At 39.7% G+C, this 13,584-nt stretch carries 16 protein-coding genes; 13 read left to right on the top strand and 3 right to left on the bottom strand.

Features of this window, described 5'->3' with window-relative positions:
• The first annotated feature begins 383 nt into the window (after window positions 1–383).
• The 12 genes from AC0N32_RS11670 (at window position 384) to AC0N32_RS11725 (ending at window position 9,682) form a co-directional block, all read left to right on the top strand.
• Complete coding sequence (locus AC0N32_RS11670) at window positions 384–1,805, top strand: anthranilate synthase component I family protein (protein ID WP_476394035.1); 1,422 nt, start codon at window positions 384–386, stop codon at window positions 1,803–1,805.
• 182 nt (window positions 1,806–1,987) lie between these two features.
• Window positions 1,988–2,146, top strand: a complete 159-nt coding sequence (locus tag AC0N32_RS11675; RefSeq protein ID WP_476394161.1) for a four helix bundle protein — start codon at window positions 1,988–1,990, stop codon at window positions 2,144–2,146.
• A 90-nt stretch (window positions 2,147–2,236) separates the two neighbouring features.
• The gene (locus tag AC0N32_RS11680; protein WP_476394162.1) at window positions 2,237–2,848 is read left to right on the top strand and encodes an anthranilate synthase component II; all 612 of its coding nucleotides are present in this window, start codon (window positions 2,237–2,239) and stop codon (window positions 2,846–2,848) included.
• A gap of 21 nt (window positions 2,849–2,869) precedes the next feature.
• Window positions 2,870–3,856, top strand: a complete 987-nt coding sequence (trpD, locus tag AC0N32_RS11685; protein WP_476394036.1) for an anthranilate phosphoribosyltransferase — start codon at window positions 2,870–2,872, stop codon at window positions 3,854–3,856.
• A gap of 13 nt (window positions 3,857–3,869) precedes the next feature.
• Window positions 3,870–4,649 (top strand): indole-3-glycerol phosphate synthase TrpC, encoded by a 780-nt coding sequence (trpC, locus tag AC0N32_RS11690; protein WP_476394037.1) that lies wholly within the window; start codon window positions 3,870–3,872, stop codon window positions 4,647–4,649.
• A 19-nt stretch (window positions 4,650–4,668) separates the two neighbouring features.
• Window positions 4,669–5,340, top strand: coding sequence for a phosphoribosylanthranilate isomerase (locus tag AC0N32_RS11695; RefSeq protein WP_476394038.1), 672 nt, complete (start codon window positions 4,669–4,671; stop codon window positions 5,338–5,340).
• Window positions 5,330–6,511, top strand: coding sequence for a tryptophan synthase subunit beta (gene trpB / locus AC0N32_RS11700; RefSeq protein ID WP_476394039.1), 1,182 nt, complete (start codon window positions 5,330–5,332; stop codon window positions 6,509–6,511). Before AC0N32_RS11695 ends, trpB begins: the two co-directional genes overlap by 11 nt.
• Window positions 6,512–6,547: 36 nt before the next feature.
• Window positions 6,548–7,282, top strand: a complete 735-nt coding sequence (gene trpA / locus AC0N32_RS11705) for a tryptophan synthase subunit alpha (RefSeq protein ID WP_476394040.1) — start codon at window positions 6,548–6,550, stop codon at window positions 7,280–7,282.
• Window positions 7,283–7,314: 32 nt separating this feature from the next.
• On the top strand, window positions 7,315–8,046 hold the full coding sequence (gene lipB / locus AC0N32_RS11710; protein WP_476394041.1) for a lipoyl(octanoyl) transferase LipB: 732 nt from the start codon (window positions 7,315–7,317) through the stop codon (window positions 8,044–8,046).
• A 123-nt stretch (window positions 8,047–8,169) separates the two neighbouring features.
• Window positions 8,170–8,802 carry an NAD(P)H-dependent oxidoreductase gene (locus AC0N32_RS11715; RefSeq protein ID WP_476394042.1) on the top strand — a complete coding sequence of 211 codons (633 nt, stop codon included), beginning with the start codon at window positions 8,170–8,172 and terminating at the stop codon, window positions 8,800–8,802.
• A gap of 23 nt (window positions 8,803–8,825) precedes the next feature.
• Entirely contained in the window at window positions 8,826–9,260 is a 435-nt protein-coding gene (locus AC0N32_RS11720; RefSeq protein WP_476394043.1) for a MarR family winged helix-turn-helix transcriptional regulator, read from the top strand.
• Window positions 9,260–9,682 (top strand): organic hydroperoxide resistance protein, encoded by a 423-nt coding sequence (locus AC0N32_RS11725; RefSeq protein ID WP_476394044.1) that lies wholly within the window; start codon window positions 9,260–9,262, stop codon window positions 9,680–9,682. Before AC0N32_RS11720 ends, AC0N32_RS11725 begins: the two co-directional genes overlap by 1 nt.
• Window positions 9,683–9,958: 276 nt before the next feature.
• Here AC0N32_RS11725 and AC0N32_RS11730 read toward each other — a convergent pair whose 3' ends face one another.
• On the bottom strand, window positions 9,959–10,588 hold the full coding sequence (locus AC0N32_RS11730) for a peptide deformylase (RefSeq protein WP_476394045.1): 630 nt from the start codon (window positions 10,586–10,588) through the stop codon (window positions 9,959–9,961).
• Between the two features lie 358 nt (window positions 10,589–10,946).
• Window positions 10,947–11,819, bottom strand: coding sequence for a ChaN family lipoprotein (locus AC0N32_RS11735; protein ID WP_476394046.1), 873 nt, complete (start codon window positions 11,817–11,819; stop codon window positions 10,947–10,949).
• Window positions 11,820–12,104: 285 nt separating this feature from the next.
• Here AC0N32_RS11735 and AC0N32_RS11740 point away from each other — a divergent pair, with 285 nt between their 5' ends.
• Window positions 12,105–12,491, top strand: a complete 387-nt coding sequence (locus AC0N32_RS11740) for a hypothetical protein (protein WP_476394047.1) — start codon at window positions 12,105–12,107, stop codon at window positions 12,489–12,491.
• A 59-nt stretch (window positions 12,492–12,550) separates the two neighbouring features.
• Here the strand turns inward: AC0N32_RS11740 and AC0N32_RS11745 are convergent, their stop codons facing one another.
• Complete coding sequence (locus tag AC0N32_RS11745) at window positions 12,551–13,579, bottom strand: hemin-degrading factor (protein ID WP_476394048.1); 1,029 nt, start codon at window positions 13,577–13,579, stop codon at window positions 12,551–12,553.
• Between the last annotated feature and the right edge of the window lie 5 nt (window positions 13,580–13,584).

A 13,584-nucleotide genomic window follows, 5' to 3' on the forward strand; every position in this document is an offset into this window, starting at 1 on the left:
TTTTTCTCTATAAATTATTTAGCAAAAATATAAAAAATAAAGTTTTAAAATCATGATTAATATTCATTTTAAAGATATTTTGTGAGAAAAAAGCCAATGAACACGACAGGATAACGAGATTGGCTTCACCCGATCAAAACAAACCGGAATTAAAATTTTGATATTTTCATTTTTTGTATTTAAAAATTTTCTACATTTGTACCATGTTTAATATCAGCAACAATAAAAATTGGTGGTGGCTTTCAAACTCTTCGTCGGGTCTGAAGTTATTGTCGTGTTGGTGATTCTTATGCAGCGCTTATAATTAAATCAATTATACAATAAAGACTTTGACGTATTCCGTTAAAGTCTTTTTTTTATTCAATCCACAAAATCAAACGATCATGTTCAGTAAAAAAATAAAAATAAAAACCGTCTCCGCAAAAACCCTCGGTGATCTCCAGACCCCGATGAATATTTATCTGCAGGTGCGCGATAAATTCAGGGATACCATCCTGCTGGAAAGTTCCGATTCTAAAAATATTGATAATAATTTCTCATTTATTGCGATCAATGCCATCGCAGGAATTGAAATAAAAAACCTGCAAGAGTTTGAAATCAAGCTTCCCGGCCAGGAGCCTCAGAAGTTTGCTTTACAACAGGATATTGCAACTATTTTTGAAAATTTCTCCCAGGTATTCGAATGTGAGAAAACACAGGATCCCGTTGTGGAAACTGCGCAAAGCCTTTTCGGGTACACCAGCTTTGAAGCTGTACAATCTTTTGAAAATCTGAAGTTTAAACCCCAAAGCCCGGAAGTTGAAATTCCTCTTCTGCGTTATCGTCTGTATCAGTATGTCATTGCCATTAACCATTACAACGATGAAATGCATCTTATTGAAAACCAAATTAAAGGCATAAAATCTGAAATGCATCTGCTCGAAAGTTTCATCAAAAATAAAAATGCAGTGGTTTATCCTTTCGAAAAAGACGGACAGGAAACATCCAATCTTACGGATGAAGAATATCTTGACCTGGTAAAAATAGCCCAAAAACACTGTTTGAGAGGCGATGTTTTTCAGCTGGTGCTGAGCAGAAGGTTTGAGCAGAAATTCAAAGGTGACGAATTCAATGTTTACCGGGCCTTGCGAAATATCAATCCTTCGCCCTACCTGTTTTTCTTTGATTACGGAAATTACAAATTATTCGGATCAAGCCCCGAAAGCCAGCTTATCATTAAAGACAGCAAAGCCGTTATTCATCCGATTGCAGGCACTTTTAAAAGAACCGGCGACTTTGAAACCGATCTCCAGTCTATGGAATCATTAAAAAATGACCCTAAAGAAAATGCGGAACATACGATGCTTGTTGATCTCGCGAGAAATGATCTCGGTAAAATCGGAAAAAACATCACGGTAACAAAACTTAAAGAAATACAGCTGTTTTCACATGTCATCCACATGGTGAGTGAAGTGACCGCCGATTTGCCGGAAGAAGCCAAACCTTTTGAAATGATGGCCGCTACATTTCCGCAGGGAACCTTAAGCGGAGCTCCTAAACACAAAGCTTTACAGCTGATCGATACATACGAGAAAGATTCCCGCGGATATTATGGCGGATGCATCGGCTATTTCGGATTAAACGGAAGCTGTAACCAGGCGATTATGATCCGAACATTCTTAAGCAAAAACAATACGTTATACTATCAGGCCGGAGCAGGACTGGTCGCAAAATCCCACCCGGAAAGCGAATTGCAGGAGGTGAATAACAAGCTTAATGCGCTGAAAAAAGCAGTAGAAAAAGCGGAAAAGCTGGTCGATAGTTGACAGTTAATGGTTAATGGCTGATAGTTAACTGTAAAGATCTACTAGATATTAAATATATATAAAATACAAATTATGGAATATACTAATCTGGACGTTTGGATTGAGTCAAGAAGACTTACCAATCTTGTTTATAAGTCAACGAAGAAATATCCAAAAGAAGAAATTTTCGGATTACAAATCAAATCAGAAGATGTGCAGTTTCCGTTCCCTCAAATATTGCAGAAGGTTGCGGAAGAAAAACAAGTAAAGAAACCATACATTTTCTTTTTATTGCAAGAGAAGAGGCTCTTTGTATGAATTGTAAACACTACTTTATTTATCTTCCGATCTACAATATATAAATGAAAAAGAGTTTACAGGAATTTTAAATCAAATAATCCTTGGTAAAAAATTACTTAATGGATTTATCAATTATTACAAGAAAAAATAATATGGAAAATAGTATCCCAACAACCAGCAACCGACAACCGACAACCAAAGTTCTCGTTTTCGACAACTACGACAGCTTCACCTACAATCTCGTTCAAATTATCGAGAGGGTTTTAAATACCAGAGTTGATGTGGTAAAAAATGACCAAATCACTTTGGAAGAAATCGCTATCTACGATAAAATCGTTCTTTCCCCAGGTCCCGGAATTCCTGAAGAAGCCGGAATTTTATTGGAATTAATCAAAGAATACGCCCCTACCAAAAGTATTCTGGGTGTTTGCCTGGGCCAACAGGCTATTGCTGAAGCATTTGGAGGAAGCCTGATCAACCTGTCGGAGATTTTCCATGGTGTGGCGACGCCCGCAGAAGTGGTAAAATCAGACACCAAAATTTTCAAAGGTCTTGCCAGCGGACTTGAGGTCGGCAGATACCACAGCTGGGTCGTGAATCGTAAAGATTTTCCAAACGAACTTGAAATTACGGCCATCGACGATGAAGGGATGATCATGGCGCTGCAGCATAAAACCTACGATGTACACGGCGTTCAGTTCCATCCCGAGAGTATTCTGACCCCGGAAGGAGAAGCGATTATCCGGAATTTTCTTTTGAATTAAAATCTTTTTAAATCCAAAACAATGAAAGAGATCCTTGAATACCTTTTCAATCACCATACTTTATCCAAATCCCAGGCAAAAGCCATCATGATTGAAATTGCTCAGAATAAATTTAACCCTCAGGAAGTGACGGCCTTCATCAGTATCTTTCTGATGCGAAATATTACGCTGCCTGAGCTGGAAGGTTTCCGTGAAGCGCTTCTTCAGATGGCCGTTCCCGTAAACATCCAAGCTAATGATGCCGTAGATATCGTAGGAACCGGTGGTGACGGGAAAAATACAATCAATATTTCAACATTAGCGAGCTTCGTCGTTGCCGGTGCCGGTCAAAAAGTGGTAAAACACGGAAATTACGGCGCATCAACAATTACAGGATCATCTAATGTCCTTGAAGAAACAGGATATGTCTTTAAAGATTCTTCCGAAAAACTCCAGGAAGATCTTGACAAAGCCAATATCTGTTTTTTGCATGCGCCCTATTTTCATCCTGCCCTTAAATCGGTAGGCACATTAAGGAAATCACTGGGACTAAGAACATTTTTCAACCTGTTGGGTCCGCTCGTAAATCCTGCCAAACCCCAATTTTCTGTCATTGGCGTATACAATCTTGAAATTGCGAGAATTTACCAGTACCTGCTTCAGAAGGACAAACGCGAATTTATGATCGTTCACGGACTCGATGGTTACGATGAGATCAGCCTCACCCAAGACAGTAAAATCATCACCAAAGAAAGTGAGGAAATATATTCCGCTGAAGATTTAGGTTTTGAGGCGGTAACGGCAGAAAGTATTACAGCCGGGGCAAGTATTCGGGAAACAGCAGAAATCTTTAGAAATATCCTGAAGGGAAATGGCAGCAACCAACAGCATTCAGTTGTGCTGGCCAACGCTGCCGTGGCGCTTTTACACACCCAAAAATTCGGAACTTATGACGAATGCCTATCCGCCGCCCGCGAAAGTCTTTACAGTGGAAAAGCTTTTCAAAGTTTCGAACAGTTAGTCAAATAATTAAGGTAATAAAATGAATATACTGGATAAAATCGTTGAAAGAAAAAGAGAAGAGCTGGAATTGATGAAGGCAAAAATCTCTCTTCAACAGGTAAAGGATTCTGAATTTTTCGATCGGAAAACATTTTCACTAAAGGAAACTTTAAGGTTAAAAATCGGAGTTATTGCTGAATTTAAAAGAAAATCTCCGTCAAAAGGCATTATCAATGACCAGATTTCTCCCTTGGAAGTTGTTTCAGCCTACGAAAAGTCCGGGGCAAGTGCCATTTCTATTTTAACGGATAAAGATTTTTTTGGAGGAAGCTCTGAAGATATTATAGAGGTAAGAAAATCCATCAATATTCCTATTTTAAGAAAAGATTTTATGATCGATGAGTATCAGTTTTATGAGGCAAAATCAATGGGAGCAGACGTTGTACTGCTGATTGCGGCTTGCCTTTCAGCTGATCAGGTTAAAGATTTTACAGATCTTGCCCACCAGCTTGGTCTTGGAGTTTTACTGGAAATTCATACGGAAGAAGAACTGAAACATTGCCATCAGGACATTGACTTGGTCGGAATTAACAACCGGAATTTAAAAAACTTTGAGGTTAACCTTGATCATTCTGTTCGGCTAAAAAATTTACTTCCCGAAGGGATACTCTCCATTGCAGAAAGCGGCATTTATACTGTTGATGATTTTAAATATCTGAAAGAAAAAGGATTTGACGGCTTCCTAATGGGAGAATATTTTATGAAAGATAAAAATCCCGGCAATAAATTTTCCGAATTTATTGCCCAGGTCACGAGGTAAAAAATGTAATAAGACGAAAATGACATCCATTCAACCATTACCCAGCCATCATCAACAGCAATCCAGGCTTAAAGTTTGCGGACTGACCCGAATTGAACAGATCCAGGAACTCATTTCACTGGGGACTGATTTCCTGGGATTTATTTTTTATGAAAAATCACCGAGATATGCGCTGAATCATTTGACCTTACATGAAATATCAGAGATTCCCCACACAAAAAAAGTCGGCGTTTTTGTAAACGAAACACCTGAAAATATAGTTCGAACAGCTGACGCAGCCGGACTGAATTTCATCCAGCTCCACGGCGATGAGCATACAGATTTTGTTTCTGAATTGAGAAAAAAATTAGATCCTGAATCTGAAATCATTAAGGTTATAAGAATTGGAAATCAGAACGTGAATGAATTACAGGAAATCATTCATCAAAATCAAAACACCGTCGATTATTTCCTTTTTGATAACGATTCATCAGCTTTCGGCGGAACAGGAAAAACCTTCGACTGGAACCTGTTAAATGACATTGAAATTCCTCTTCCCTATTTTCTCAGCGGGGGCATTTCACTGGAAAATGTTGAAAATAGCAAGCTATTAAAAAATAAACCGTTTGCCCTCGATATCAATTCACAATTTGAAATAAAACCGGGAATTAAAGATGTGGAAAAAATTAAAAAAATAAAATATGAATTATAAAAATCCAGATCAACACGGCTATTATGGAGAATTCGGAGGAGCATTCATCCCCGAAATGCTTTATCCGAATGTTGAAGAACTGCAAAAGAATTACCTTACCATCATTGAATCGGAAGACTTTCAAAAAGAATACCGGGAGCTGCTGAAAAACTATGTAGGTCGGGCAACACCACTATATTTTGCTGAAAATTTAAGCACGAAATATCAGACTCAGATTTATTTAAAAAGAGAAGACCTCAACCATACCGGAGCACACAAAATCAATAACGCTTTGGGACAGGTTTTATTGGCCAGACACCTTGGTAAAAAACGGATTATCGCAGAGACCGGGGCCGGACAGCATGGTGTTGCTACAGCGACGGCCTGTGCTTTATTAGGGTTGGAATGTATTGTGTACATGGGAGAAATAGACATTCAGCGGCAGGCACCGAATGTAGCGAGAATGAAGATGCTCGGCGCAGAGGTTGTCCCGGCAACTTCAGGATCCAAAACCTTAAAAGACGCCGTAAACGAAGCCTTAAGAGACTGGATCAACAACGCTTCCACGACACATTACGTGATCGGAAGCGTCGTGGGACCTCATCCTTTTCCGGATCTGGTAGCGAGATTCCAAAGCATTATTTCTAAAGAGATCAAAGAACAGCTTTTGGAACAGCGCGGTCATGAAAATCCGGATTACGTCATTGCCTGTGTCGGTGGCGGGAGCAATGCTGCAGGAGCTTTTTATTATTTTGCAGATGATGAAAATGTAAAACTGATCGCTGCTGAAGCCGGAGGTTTCGGAATAGACTCAGGAATGTCTGCGGCCACAACATTCCTAGGAACTTTAGGCATTCTTCACGGAAGCAAAAGCCTCGTAATGCAAACCGTAGACGGGCAAGTAATTGAACCACACTCTATTTCCGCGGGGCTGGATTACCCCGGAATAGGGCCATTCCATGCTCATTTATTTAAACAGAAAAGAGCAGAATTTTTTAGCATTAATGATGACGAAGCATTACAGGCCGCCTTTCAGCTGACCAGGATCGAAGGGATTATCCCTGCTTTGGAAAGTGCCCACGCTTTGGCAGTTCTGGAGAAAAAAAGTTTTGATCCTAAAGATGTGGTGGTCATCTGCCTGAGCGGCCGTGGCGATAAGGATATGGAAACTTACCTGAAACATTTAAAATAATTTACCTCACCATCCACTATCAACAACTCTCCATTTATGAAAAAACTAAACATATACTTCACGGCAGGAATTCCCCAATTGGAAGATACCGCAGACATCATACGTCTTATCCAGAATTCCGGGGCGGATATGATCGAAATAGGAATGCCGTATTCTGATCCCGTTGCGGATGGGCCGGTCATCCAGAAAGCGCATGAACTCGCCTTAAAAAATGGCATGACCATTGAAAAACTTTTTGCCCAACTGAAATCAATTAAAAACGAAATAAAAATTCCGGTAATCCTTATGGGATATATCAACCCTGTTTTAAGTTTCGGATTTGAAAATTTCTGTAAAGAATGCTCCGAAAGTGGAGTTTCAGGATTGATAATCCCCGATTTGCCGGCAGTTGAATTTGAAAGAAATTATCAGCGTATTGTAAATCATTACCATCTTAATTTCACCTTTCTGATCACTCCGGAAACCTCTGAAGAAAGAATTTTGTATCTGGACTCTTTAAGCTCAGGATTTCTTTATGCGGTAAGCTCCTCTTCCACAACAGGAAATCAAAATGCTGATTTAAAAAATGAAAAATACTTTGACCTTATAGCCTCTCTGCCATTGAAAAATCAAGTGATGATAGGCTTTGGGATTAAATCAAAAGAAGATTTTGAAAACGTTACCGGGAAAGCAGCCGGTGGCATCATCGGGACTGCCTTTGTCGATATTTTGCTTCATCATAGAGACTGGAAGCATAAGGCTATAGATTTCATCCATTCCATTAAAGGCTAAAAATCACTAAATTTGTATCTTCAAAAAATAAAATGAATACACATCAGAATAAAGTCGTGGAATTTGAAGACCTGGGAACCCTTGAATACCAACCGGCATGGGATTACCAGGAATCTTTAATGAAAAATATTATAGATCTTAAAATTAAGAACCGCGACTTACCGGCAGAGCAGCACGCTACGACACCCAATCATTTCCTATTGGTAGAACATCCGCATGTTTACACCTTGGGAAAAAGCGGTCATGAAGAAAATATGCTGGCAGGAATGGACAAGCTGAAAGAAATCGATGCCACTTTTGTCAAGGTAAACCGCGGCGGAGATATCACGTACCACGGATACGGACAGATTGTCGGATATCCTATCCTCGATCTCGAAAACTTTTTCACCGATATTCACAAGTATATGCGAAACCTTGAAGAAGTCATCATCAGGACCATCGCTGAATATGGTTTGAAAGGTGAACGATCCCAAGGAGAAACAGGCGTATGGCTGGATGTGGGTAAACCGTACGCCAGAAAAATCTGCGCCATGGGCGTAAAAGCTTCACGCTGGGTAACGCTGCATGGTTTTGCATTAAATGTAAATACCGATATGCGATATTTCGAATATATTATTCCTTGCGGCATCAAAGACAAGCAGGTCACTTCCCTGAAAAGAGAGCTTGAAAGAGAGCTGACCCCTGAAGAAATCGAAGATCTCAAAGCAAAGATCAGAAAGCATTTTGAGGAGGTTTTTGAAGCGGAATTGATTAACAAAAATTAGATATTTTTCAGCAAAATCTGTTTCTATTCTTGAATCAGATTTTTTTTATTTAAATTAAATTGCACACAATTTAATTTGGCAACATTTTTGCATAGACTAATTCAAATAAAAATAATTAACAAAATGTCATTAATAGAAGATTTAAACTGGAGACATGCTGTAAAAGCGTATGATCCGGCGAAAAAAGTTTCAGAAGAAGATTTAAATAAAATTTTAGAAGCAGCAAGACTGGCACCTACATCATCGGGTCTTCAGCCTTTCAGAGTGGTTGTGGTGGAAAGCCAGGATCTGAAGGAAAAAATGGTTAAAGGTGCTTTGAATCCGGAAGTGATGAAGGATTCTTCTCATGTTTTGGTTTTTGCAGCGTGGGACAGATATTCCGATGAGAAAATTGATAAGGTATACGACTATCATACCGATGTAAGGGATTTACCAAAAGGACGTTTCTCAAGCTATACGGATAAACTGAAAGAAATCTACGGTGCACAGACTCCTGAGCAGCATTTTGTTCATACGGCAAGACAAACTTATATTGCTCTAGGACTTGCGATGGCTCAGGCTGCAGAACTTAAGATCGACAGTACCCCTGCCGAAGGATTCAGCAATGAGGTGGTAGACGAAATTCTTGGACTAAGAGAATTGGGACTGAAAAGTGTGAGTTTACTGTATCTTGGTTACAGAGATGAAAAGAACGACTGGCTTTCCCACATGAAAAAAGTGAGGATTCCGATGGAGGAATTTATCATTAAAAAATAATCAGCAGTTTAAATTTCAGCATCATGGAACCACAGGAATCTTTAAAACTTCAAAATCAGCTCTGCTTTCCGCTGTATGTGATTGCCAAGGAGATTACGGGTTTATACCGGCCGTTTCTTGATGAGCTTGATATCACCTATCCCCAGTATCTTGTTATGATGGTGCTTTGGGAAAACGACGGTCTTCCGGTAAACCATATCGGAGAAAAGCTTTACCTCGACAGCGGAACCCTCACACCCCTTCTCAAAAGACTGGAAGGAAAGGGATTTATCGAGCGGAAAAGAAAAAAAGAAGACGAACGGGTGGTACAGGTATTTATCACGGAAACCGGGAAAGCGCTTCAGTCAAAAGCCTGTGAAATTCCTGAGAAGATTTATAAAAAAATTGATGTTTCCCAGCAAGACTGGGTTGATCTGAAAAAAAGTGTCCAGAAAATATTAAACAAAATAGAAAAATAATGAAAACCTTATATACAACAAAAGTGACAGCAACAGGTGGCAGAAATGGCCATGTGAAAAGCGACAACGGGGTTATTGACCTTGAAGTAAAAATGCCTAAAGCATTGGGCGGTGCCAATGATGATTTCGCTAATCCTGAAATGCTTTTTGCCGCAGGATATTCAGCGTGCTTTGACAGCGCTTTAAACAGAGTGATTTCTCTTTCGAAAACAAAGACCGGAGAAACAACGGTAACCGCAGAAGTAAGCATCGGCCAGATTGACAATGGCGGCTTCGGACTGGCGGTACAACTGGATGTGAATATCCCGGGAGTTTCTATTGAAGAGGCTCAGTCATTGACGGAAAAAGCTCATGAGATCTGTCCTTATTCCAATGCAACCAGAAATAATATTGAGGTAAAACTTTCGGTAACGAACAACTAAAAATATTTCTCATTTATAAAAAAATCTGTTTCTCAGGAAGCAGATTTTTTTGTTTGAGGCTAAGAGTCTGTTTAAATTTGAGTTTATTTTTAACATTAAGCCATTAAGATATTTTAGCTAAAAAAAATAAATTTATTGGATACCTTCTGTTCTTTAAAGGTGAATTTTTTAAGTAAAGAGCTTACGCAGTGGTAAAGGTTAAGAATAAACAAAGTTTATTTTAATTCAGAAAATTAAGAAATCACGGAAACATTTCTGAGTTAATATTTAAATTAACTATCTCCCGGAAGCTCCTTCTTTCTTAAAAGCATCCACCTTCTGATACCTGTCGTTCTTTTCCTTTTCTTTTTTATCGGAAATTAAAATTCCGGAAAGGTGATCGATTTCGTGCTGGAAGATGACGGCGGTGAACCCTTCTACCATTTCCGAATATTTCTGCCCTTTCAGATCGACGTATTCCAACCGGATGACTTTGCTTCTGTAAAACTGGTCCCTGAAATCAGGAATCGACAGATCGCCTTCCGGTCCGAGGTTCTGTAATTCTGATCTCCAGAGAATCACAGGATTTATAAAATACTCCAACGGTTCTCCGGGTTTATCAAAACGCTGCACCCAGATTACCTTCCTGTTGATGCCGACCTGAGGAGCGGCAATTCCTACTCCGCCATCGGTTGACAATAAAGATTCTTTCATTCTTTTGACTAAAATTGCCGTGTTTTTATCCAGCGGATCAATTTCTGTAGAAAGGCTTAGCAGTGTTTTATGCTGATGTTCATCAGTGGTCTGGTAAATCGGTAAGGCCGTGTTCGGGTCGCCTTGATTGATCAGGGAGATTTCGTCAGGAGTCAGTTTCTGTGCCTGGGCTAAACCGATACAGAAAATCAGTAGAAAATATATTGTCTTCATGTAAAAGGAATATGTAGCAAAGATAAATGATGTTTTTAGGTTTTGGCTAAAGCCTATTGAATTTTTTCAGGCAAAAACGGGCTAAAGCCCGTTCCTATTGATGAATTCCTGTATTTCATCAGAGAATTGTACGGAAAGATTCGTGTCCGGATTCTTTCAGAACGACAAAAGGCGTGGAAAGCAAAAACGGGCTGAAGTCCGTTCCTATTGATGAATTCCTGTATTTCATCAGAGAATTGTATGGAAAGATTCGTGTCTGGATTCTTTCAGAATGACAAAAGGCGTGGAAAGACTTATTTTTTCACTGAAAAATCCTTTTTACTTTTACCTTTTTCCTTGGCTCTTTTACCTACCTCTTCTAATATGTTTTCGTCATGTCTGTAGGAATTACAAGGTTAAAATCTGTCGGCACATAGTCTTTCCCGGGGATTTTGAATTCGGGGCTTTCGGATTCGAATACGGAGATGACGGCCATTTTCAGGCTGGGGTTTTTCTGTTTGATGTACCAGTAAATACCGCCGAATTCTTTGCTGTGGTAATTGCCGTTGTAATGGATGAAGGTTTTTCCGGGCTGAAAATTCTTCAGGATGGATTCTGCCATGGTGGCGTCTTTAATGGCCTGGGCAGAAATGAAATTCATGACTTTCATCTCTTCGGTATGGTCACCCATCATTTTCTTCATTTCGGGATAGCCGGGTGTTTCAAGGGTGACTTTGATGGGTAACTGGGCGATGTATGTTTTGTCTTTAGCGGGTAAACTGTTCAAAGATTCAAGTCCTTCTTTTGAGGTTTGGGAAGCATATCTGCGGGGAACATTGGTAGCGATGAACGGTATTTTTTTATTTTTCGCAAAATCAACCAGGGGTTTGTAATCGGTGGAGAAGTTATTCCACAGCCTTGCTGAATCTTTTAATGTTTTAGCATCTAATTTCCCACTCAGATAATCATTCAACTGAGACTGGTTGTCTCTTTCAAACATTTCGGCTCCCAGGATAATTTGTGTATTCTTCTGTTGATACAACGCTTCGGTGATCTTCAGCTGCAGCCAGTGGTTGATGGAGTTGTTGTGGTTTTCTCCAAAGAAAACAATATCGTAATCAGCAAGTGCTTTTACTAATTTTTCGGTACTGATTTCCTTTCCTTTCTGGTTATAGAATTGATAGGCTTTAAAATCCTGCGCACCCAGTGAACAGAAAACGGCAAGCAAGAGTATGGAGAGGATATTTTTCATTCTTAATTGATTGGGTTATTTAATGTATGGCAAAGGTCGGAAAGATTATTTTAAATTCACTTTTAAGACCTGTTCAATTTTACATTTTAAATATTTGATATTTGGTTGGTTAATTCGGGTATTTTACTTGAAAAAGTGTTGTAAAAATGTATTGGGAATCATCTGAAAGCATAAACTTCTCGATACGATTTCTTTCAGAAATCTACTCGAAGGGACGTGGCGGTAATTACACAATACGAGCGTACGTCCGTCTGTTCGAGTGTTTTTGCAGTGAAGCTGCGAAAAATGTATCGAGAACCTGTGGGTATGGCCACCGGAAGCGCGACTTCTCGATACGATTTTTTTCAAAAATCTACTCGAAGGGACGAAAGTGCAAAGTGCATTGCCTTTTATACTTCGGACATTGTCTTATACACTTTGGACAAACCTTTATTTATTCCGGACAATGCCTTATATACTCCGGACATTGTCTTATCTACTTTGGACAAAGCCTTATCTATTTTGGCGGATGCCTTATCTACTTTGGCGGAGGTCTTATCTACTTTGGAGGATGCCATATCTACTTTGGCGGAAGCCTTATACACTTTAGCGGATGCCTTATCTATTTTGGAGGATGCTTCATATACTTTGGAGGATGCCTTATCTATTTCGGGCGGGTCTGTTTTAATTTAACTCTAAAAAAAAGCCGCCCTGCAAAACACAAAACGGCTCAAAAAAAATGATCTAACTATTTATTTTTCGAGATCTGATACAAGATCTTTCCATTCCTGTAACTCAGGGATGCCCGGTTTTCTTTTTCCGAAGAGCTGAACGATGAAATCGCCTTCTTTGTTGAATACTTCAATAGCGGTTACTTCGCCGTCTTCTGTAGGTTTTTTCACGATCCAGGCTTCCGCGATTTTGGTGACATCGAGGTGTAGGTTGAAGTCGGGGTCCATTACATTGAACCACTGCTGGTGCCATAATGTTTTCTTCACATTACCGGTGTGGATCTGGATAATTCCCCTGTTGCCCACGAAGATCATGATCGGAAGCTCTTTTTCAGAGGCGTCTTCCAGCACGTTTACGACTTTAGAGCTATCGATTTTTTTGGTGAACCCTTCCGGCGCCAGTCTTAAGGCCTGTGTTCTGCTTACGCCGAATTTTCTGGTCATCATGAAGAAATCGTGGGTATCTTTCAGTGATTTCCACGCATTCTGGAACCCTTCTACGTCGATTTCGGCATCCGGTTTTTCTTCTGCTTTCGGAGCTATGGTTTCAGATTCGAAGGATGAATTCTGCTCATCCGCTTTAAATTTTTCAACCAATGCATCAAAAGCGGCTTCGTTGCTGTCTTTGGTTAAATAAATTTTATGTAAAGCCAAACCGTCTTTTCCGAAAAACTGAAGGCTTTTTTTATCGCCTTCCACTACGGCAAAAGCGAATTTCCAGTGGTTCAGGAAAATTCTGAGATCGATATCTTCGCCTACGAAAAGCTGTGCGTGGGGACTGCTGAAATCACCGTTCTGGTAAATGCCTTTTCTTTCATGAACACATTCGTCGTTGCGGGTAAGGGCCATTACTTTACCCAGATGCTCCGCTTCGGTTAAAATATCTTTAAACTCCGGCTTTAACACCGTTACGCCTTCACCAACATTTGTTGCTAATAATTCTGCTTCGCTCACACCAAGTTCTGCGGCGGCATTCCTGATTCTCAAATGTGGATTTTCAGCTTTAAGAGCTTCCCATTTTTCTTTAAGATCGTTTACTAATGTGCTCATTATTT

It is taken from the genome of Chryseobacterium endophyticum, from assembly GCF_056333165.1.

Bases quoted from the DNA above. Each gene is read 5' to 3' on its own strand.
- AC0N32_RS11670 (WP_476394035.1), top strand. From the start codon at position 384: ATGTTCAGTAAAAAAATAAAAATAAAAACCGTCTCCGCAAAAACCCTC.
- AC0N32_RS11680 (WP_476394162.1), top strand. From the start codon at position 2,237: ATGGAAAATAGTATCCCAACAACCAGCAACCGACAACCGACAACCAAA.
- trpD (WP_476394036.1), top strand. From the start codon at position 2,870: ATGAAAGAGATCCTTGAATACCTTTTCAATCACCATACTTTATCCAAA.
- trpC (WP_476394037.1), top strand. From the start codon at position 3,870: ATGAATATACTGGATAAAATCGTTGAAAGAAAAAGAGAAGAGCTGGAA.
- AC0N32_RS11695 (WP_476394038.1), top strand. From the start codon at position 4,669: ATGACATCCATTCAACCATTACCCAGCCATCATCAACAGCAATCCAGG.
- trpB (WP_476394039.1), top strand. From the start codon at position 5,330: ATGAATTATAAAAATCCAGATCAACACGGCTATTATGGAGAATTCGGA.
- trpA (WP_476394040.1), top strand. From the start codon at position 6,548: ATGAAAAAACTAAACATATACTTCACGGCAGGAATTCCCCAATTGGAA.
- lipB (WP_476394041.1), top strand. From the start codon at position 7,315: ATGAATACACATCAGAATAAAGTCGTGGAATTTGAAGACCTGGGAACC.
- AC0N32_RS11715 (WP_476394042.1), top strand. From the start codon at position 8,170: ATGTCATTAATAGAAGATTTAAACTGGAGACATGCTGTAAAAGCGTAT.
- AC0N32_RS11720 (WP_476394043.1), top strand. From the start codon at position 8,826: ATGGAACCACAGGAATCTTTAAAACTTCAAAATCAGCTCTGCTTTCCG.
- AC0N32_RS11725 (WP_476394044.1), top strand. From the start codon at position 9,260: ATGAAAACCTTATATACAACAAAAGTGACAGCAACAGGTGGCAGAAAT.
- AC0N32_RS11730 (WP_476394045.1), bottom strand. From the start codon at position 10,588: ATGAAGACAATATATTTTCTACTGATTTTCTGTATCGGTTTAGCCCAG.
- AC0N32_RS11735 (WP_476394046.1), bottom strand. From the start codon at position 11,819: ATGAAAAATATCCTCTCCATACTCTTGCTTGCCGTTTTCTGTTCACTG.
- AC0N32_RS11740 (WP_476394047.1), top strand. From the start codon at position 12,105: ATGTATCGAGAACCTGTGGGTATGGCCACCGGAAGCGCGACTTCTCGA.
- AC0N32_RS11745 (WP_476394048.1), bottom strand. From the start codon at position 13,579: ATGAGCACATTAGTAAACGATCTTAAAGAAAAATGGGAAGCTCTTAAA.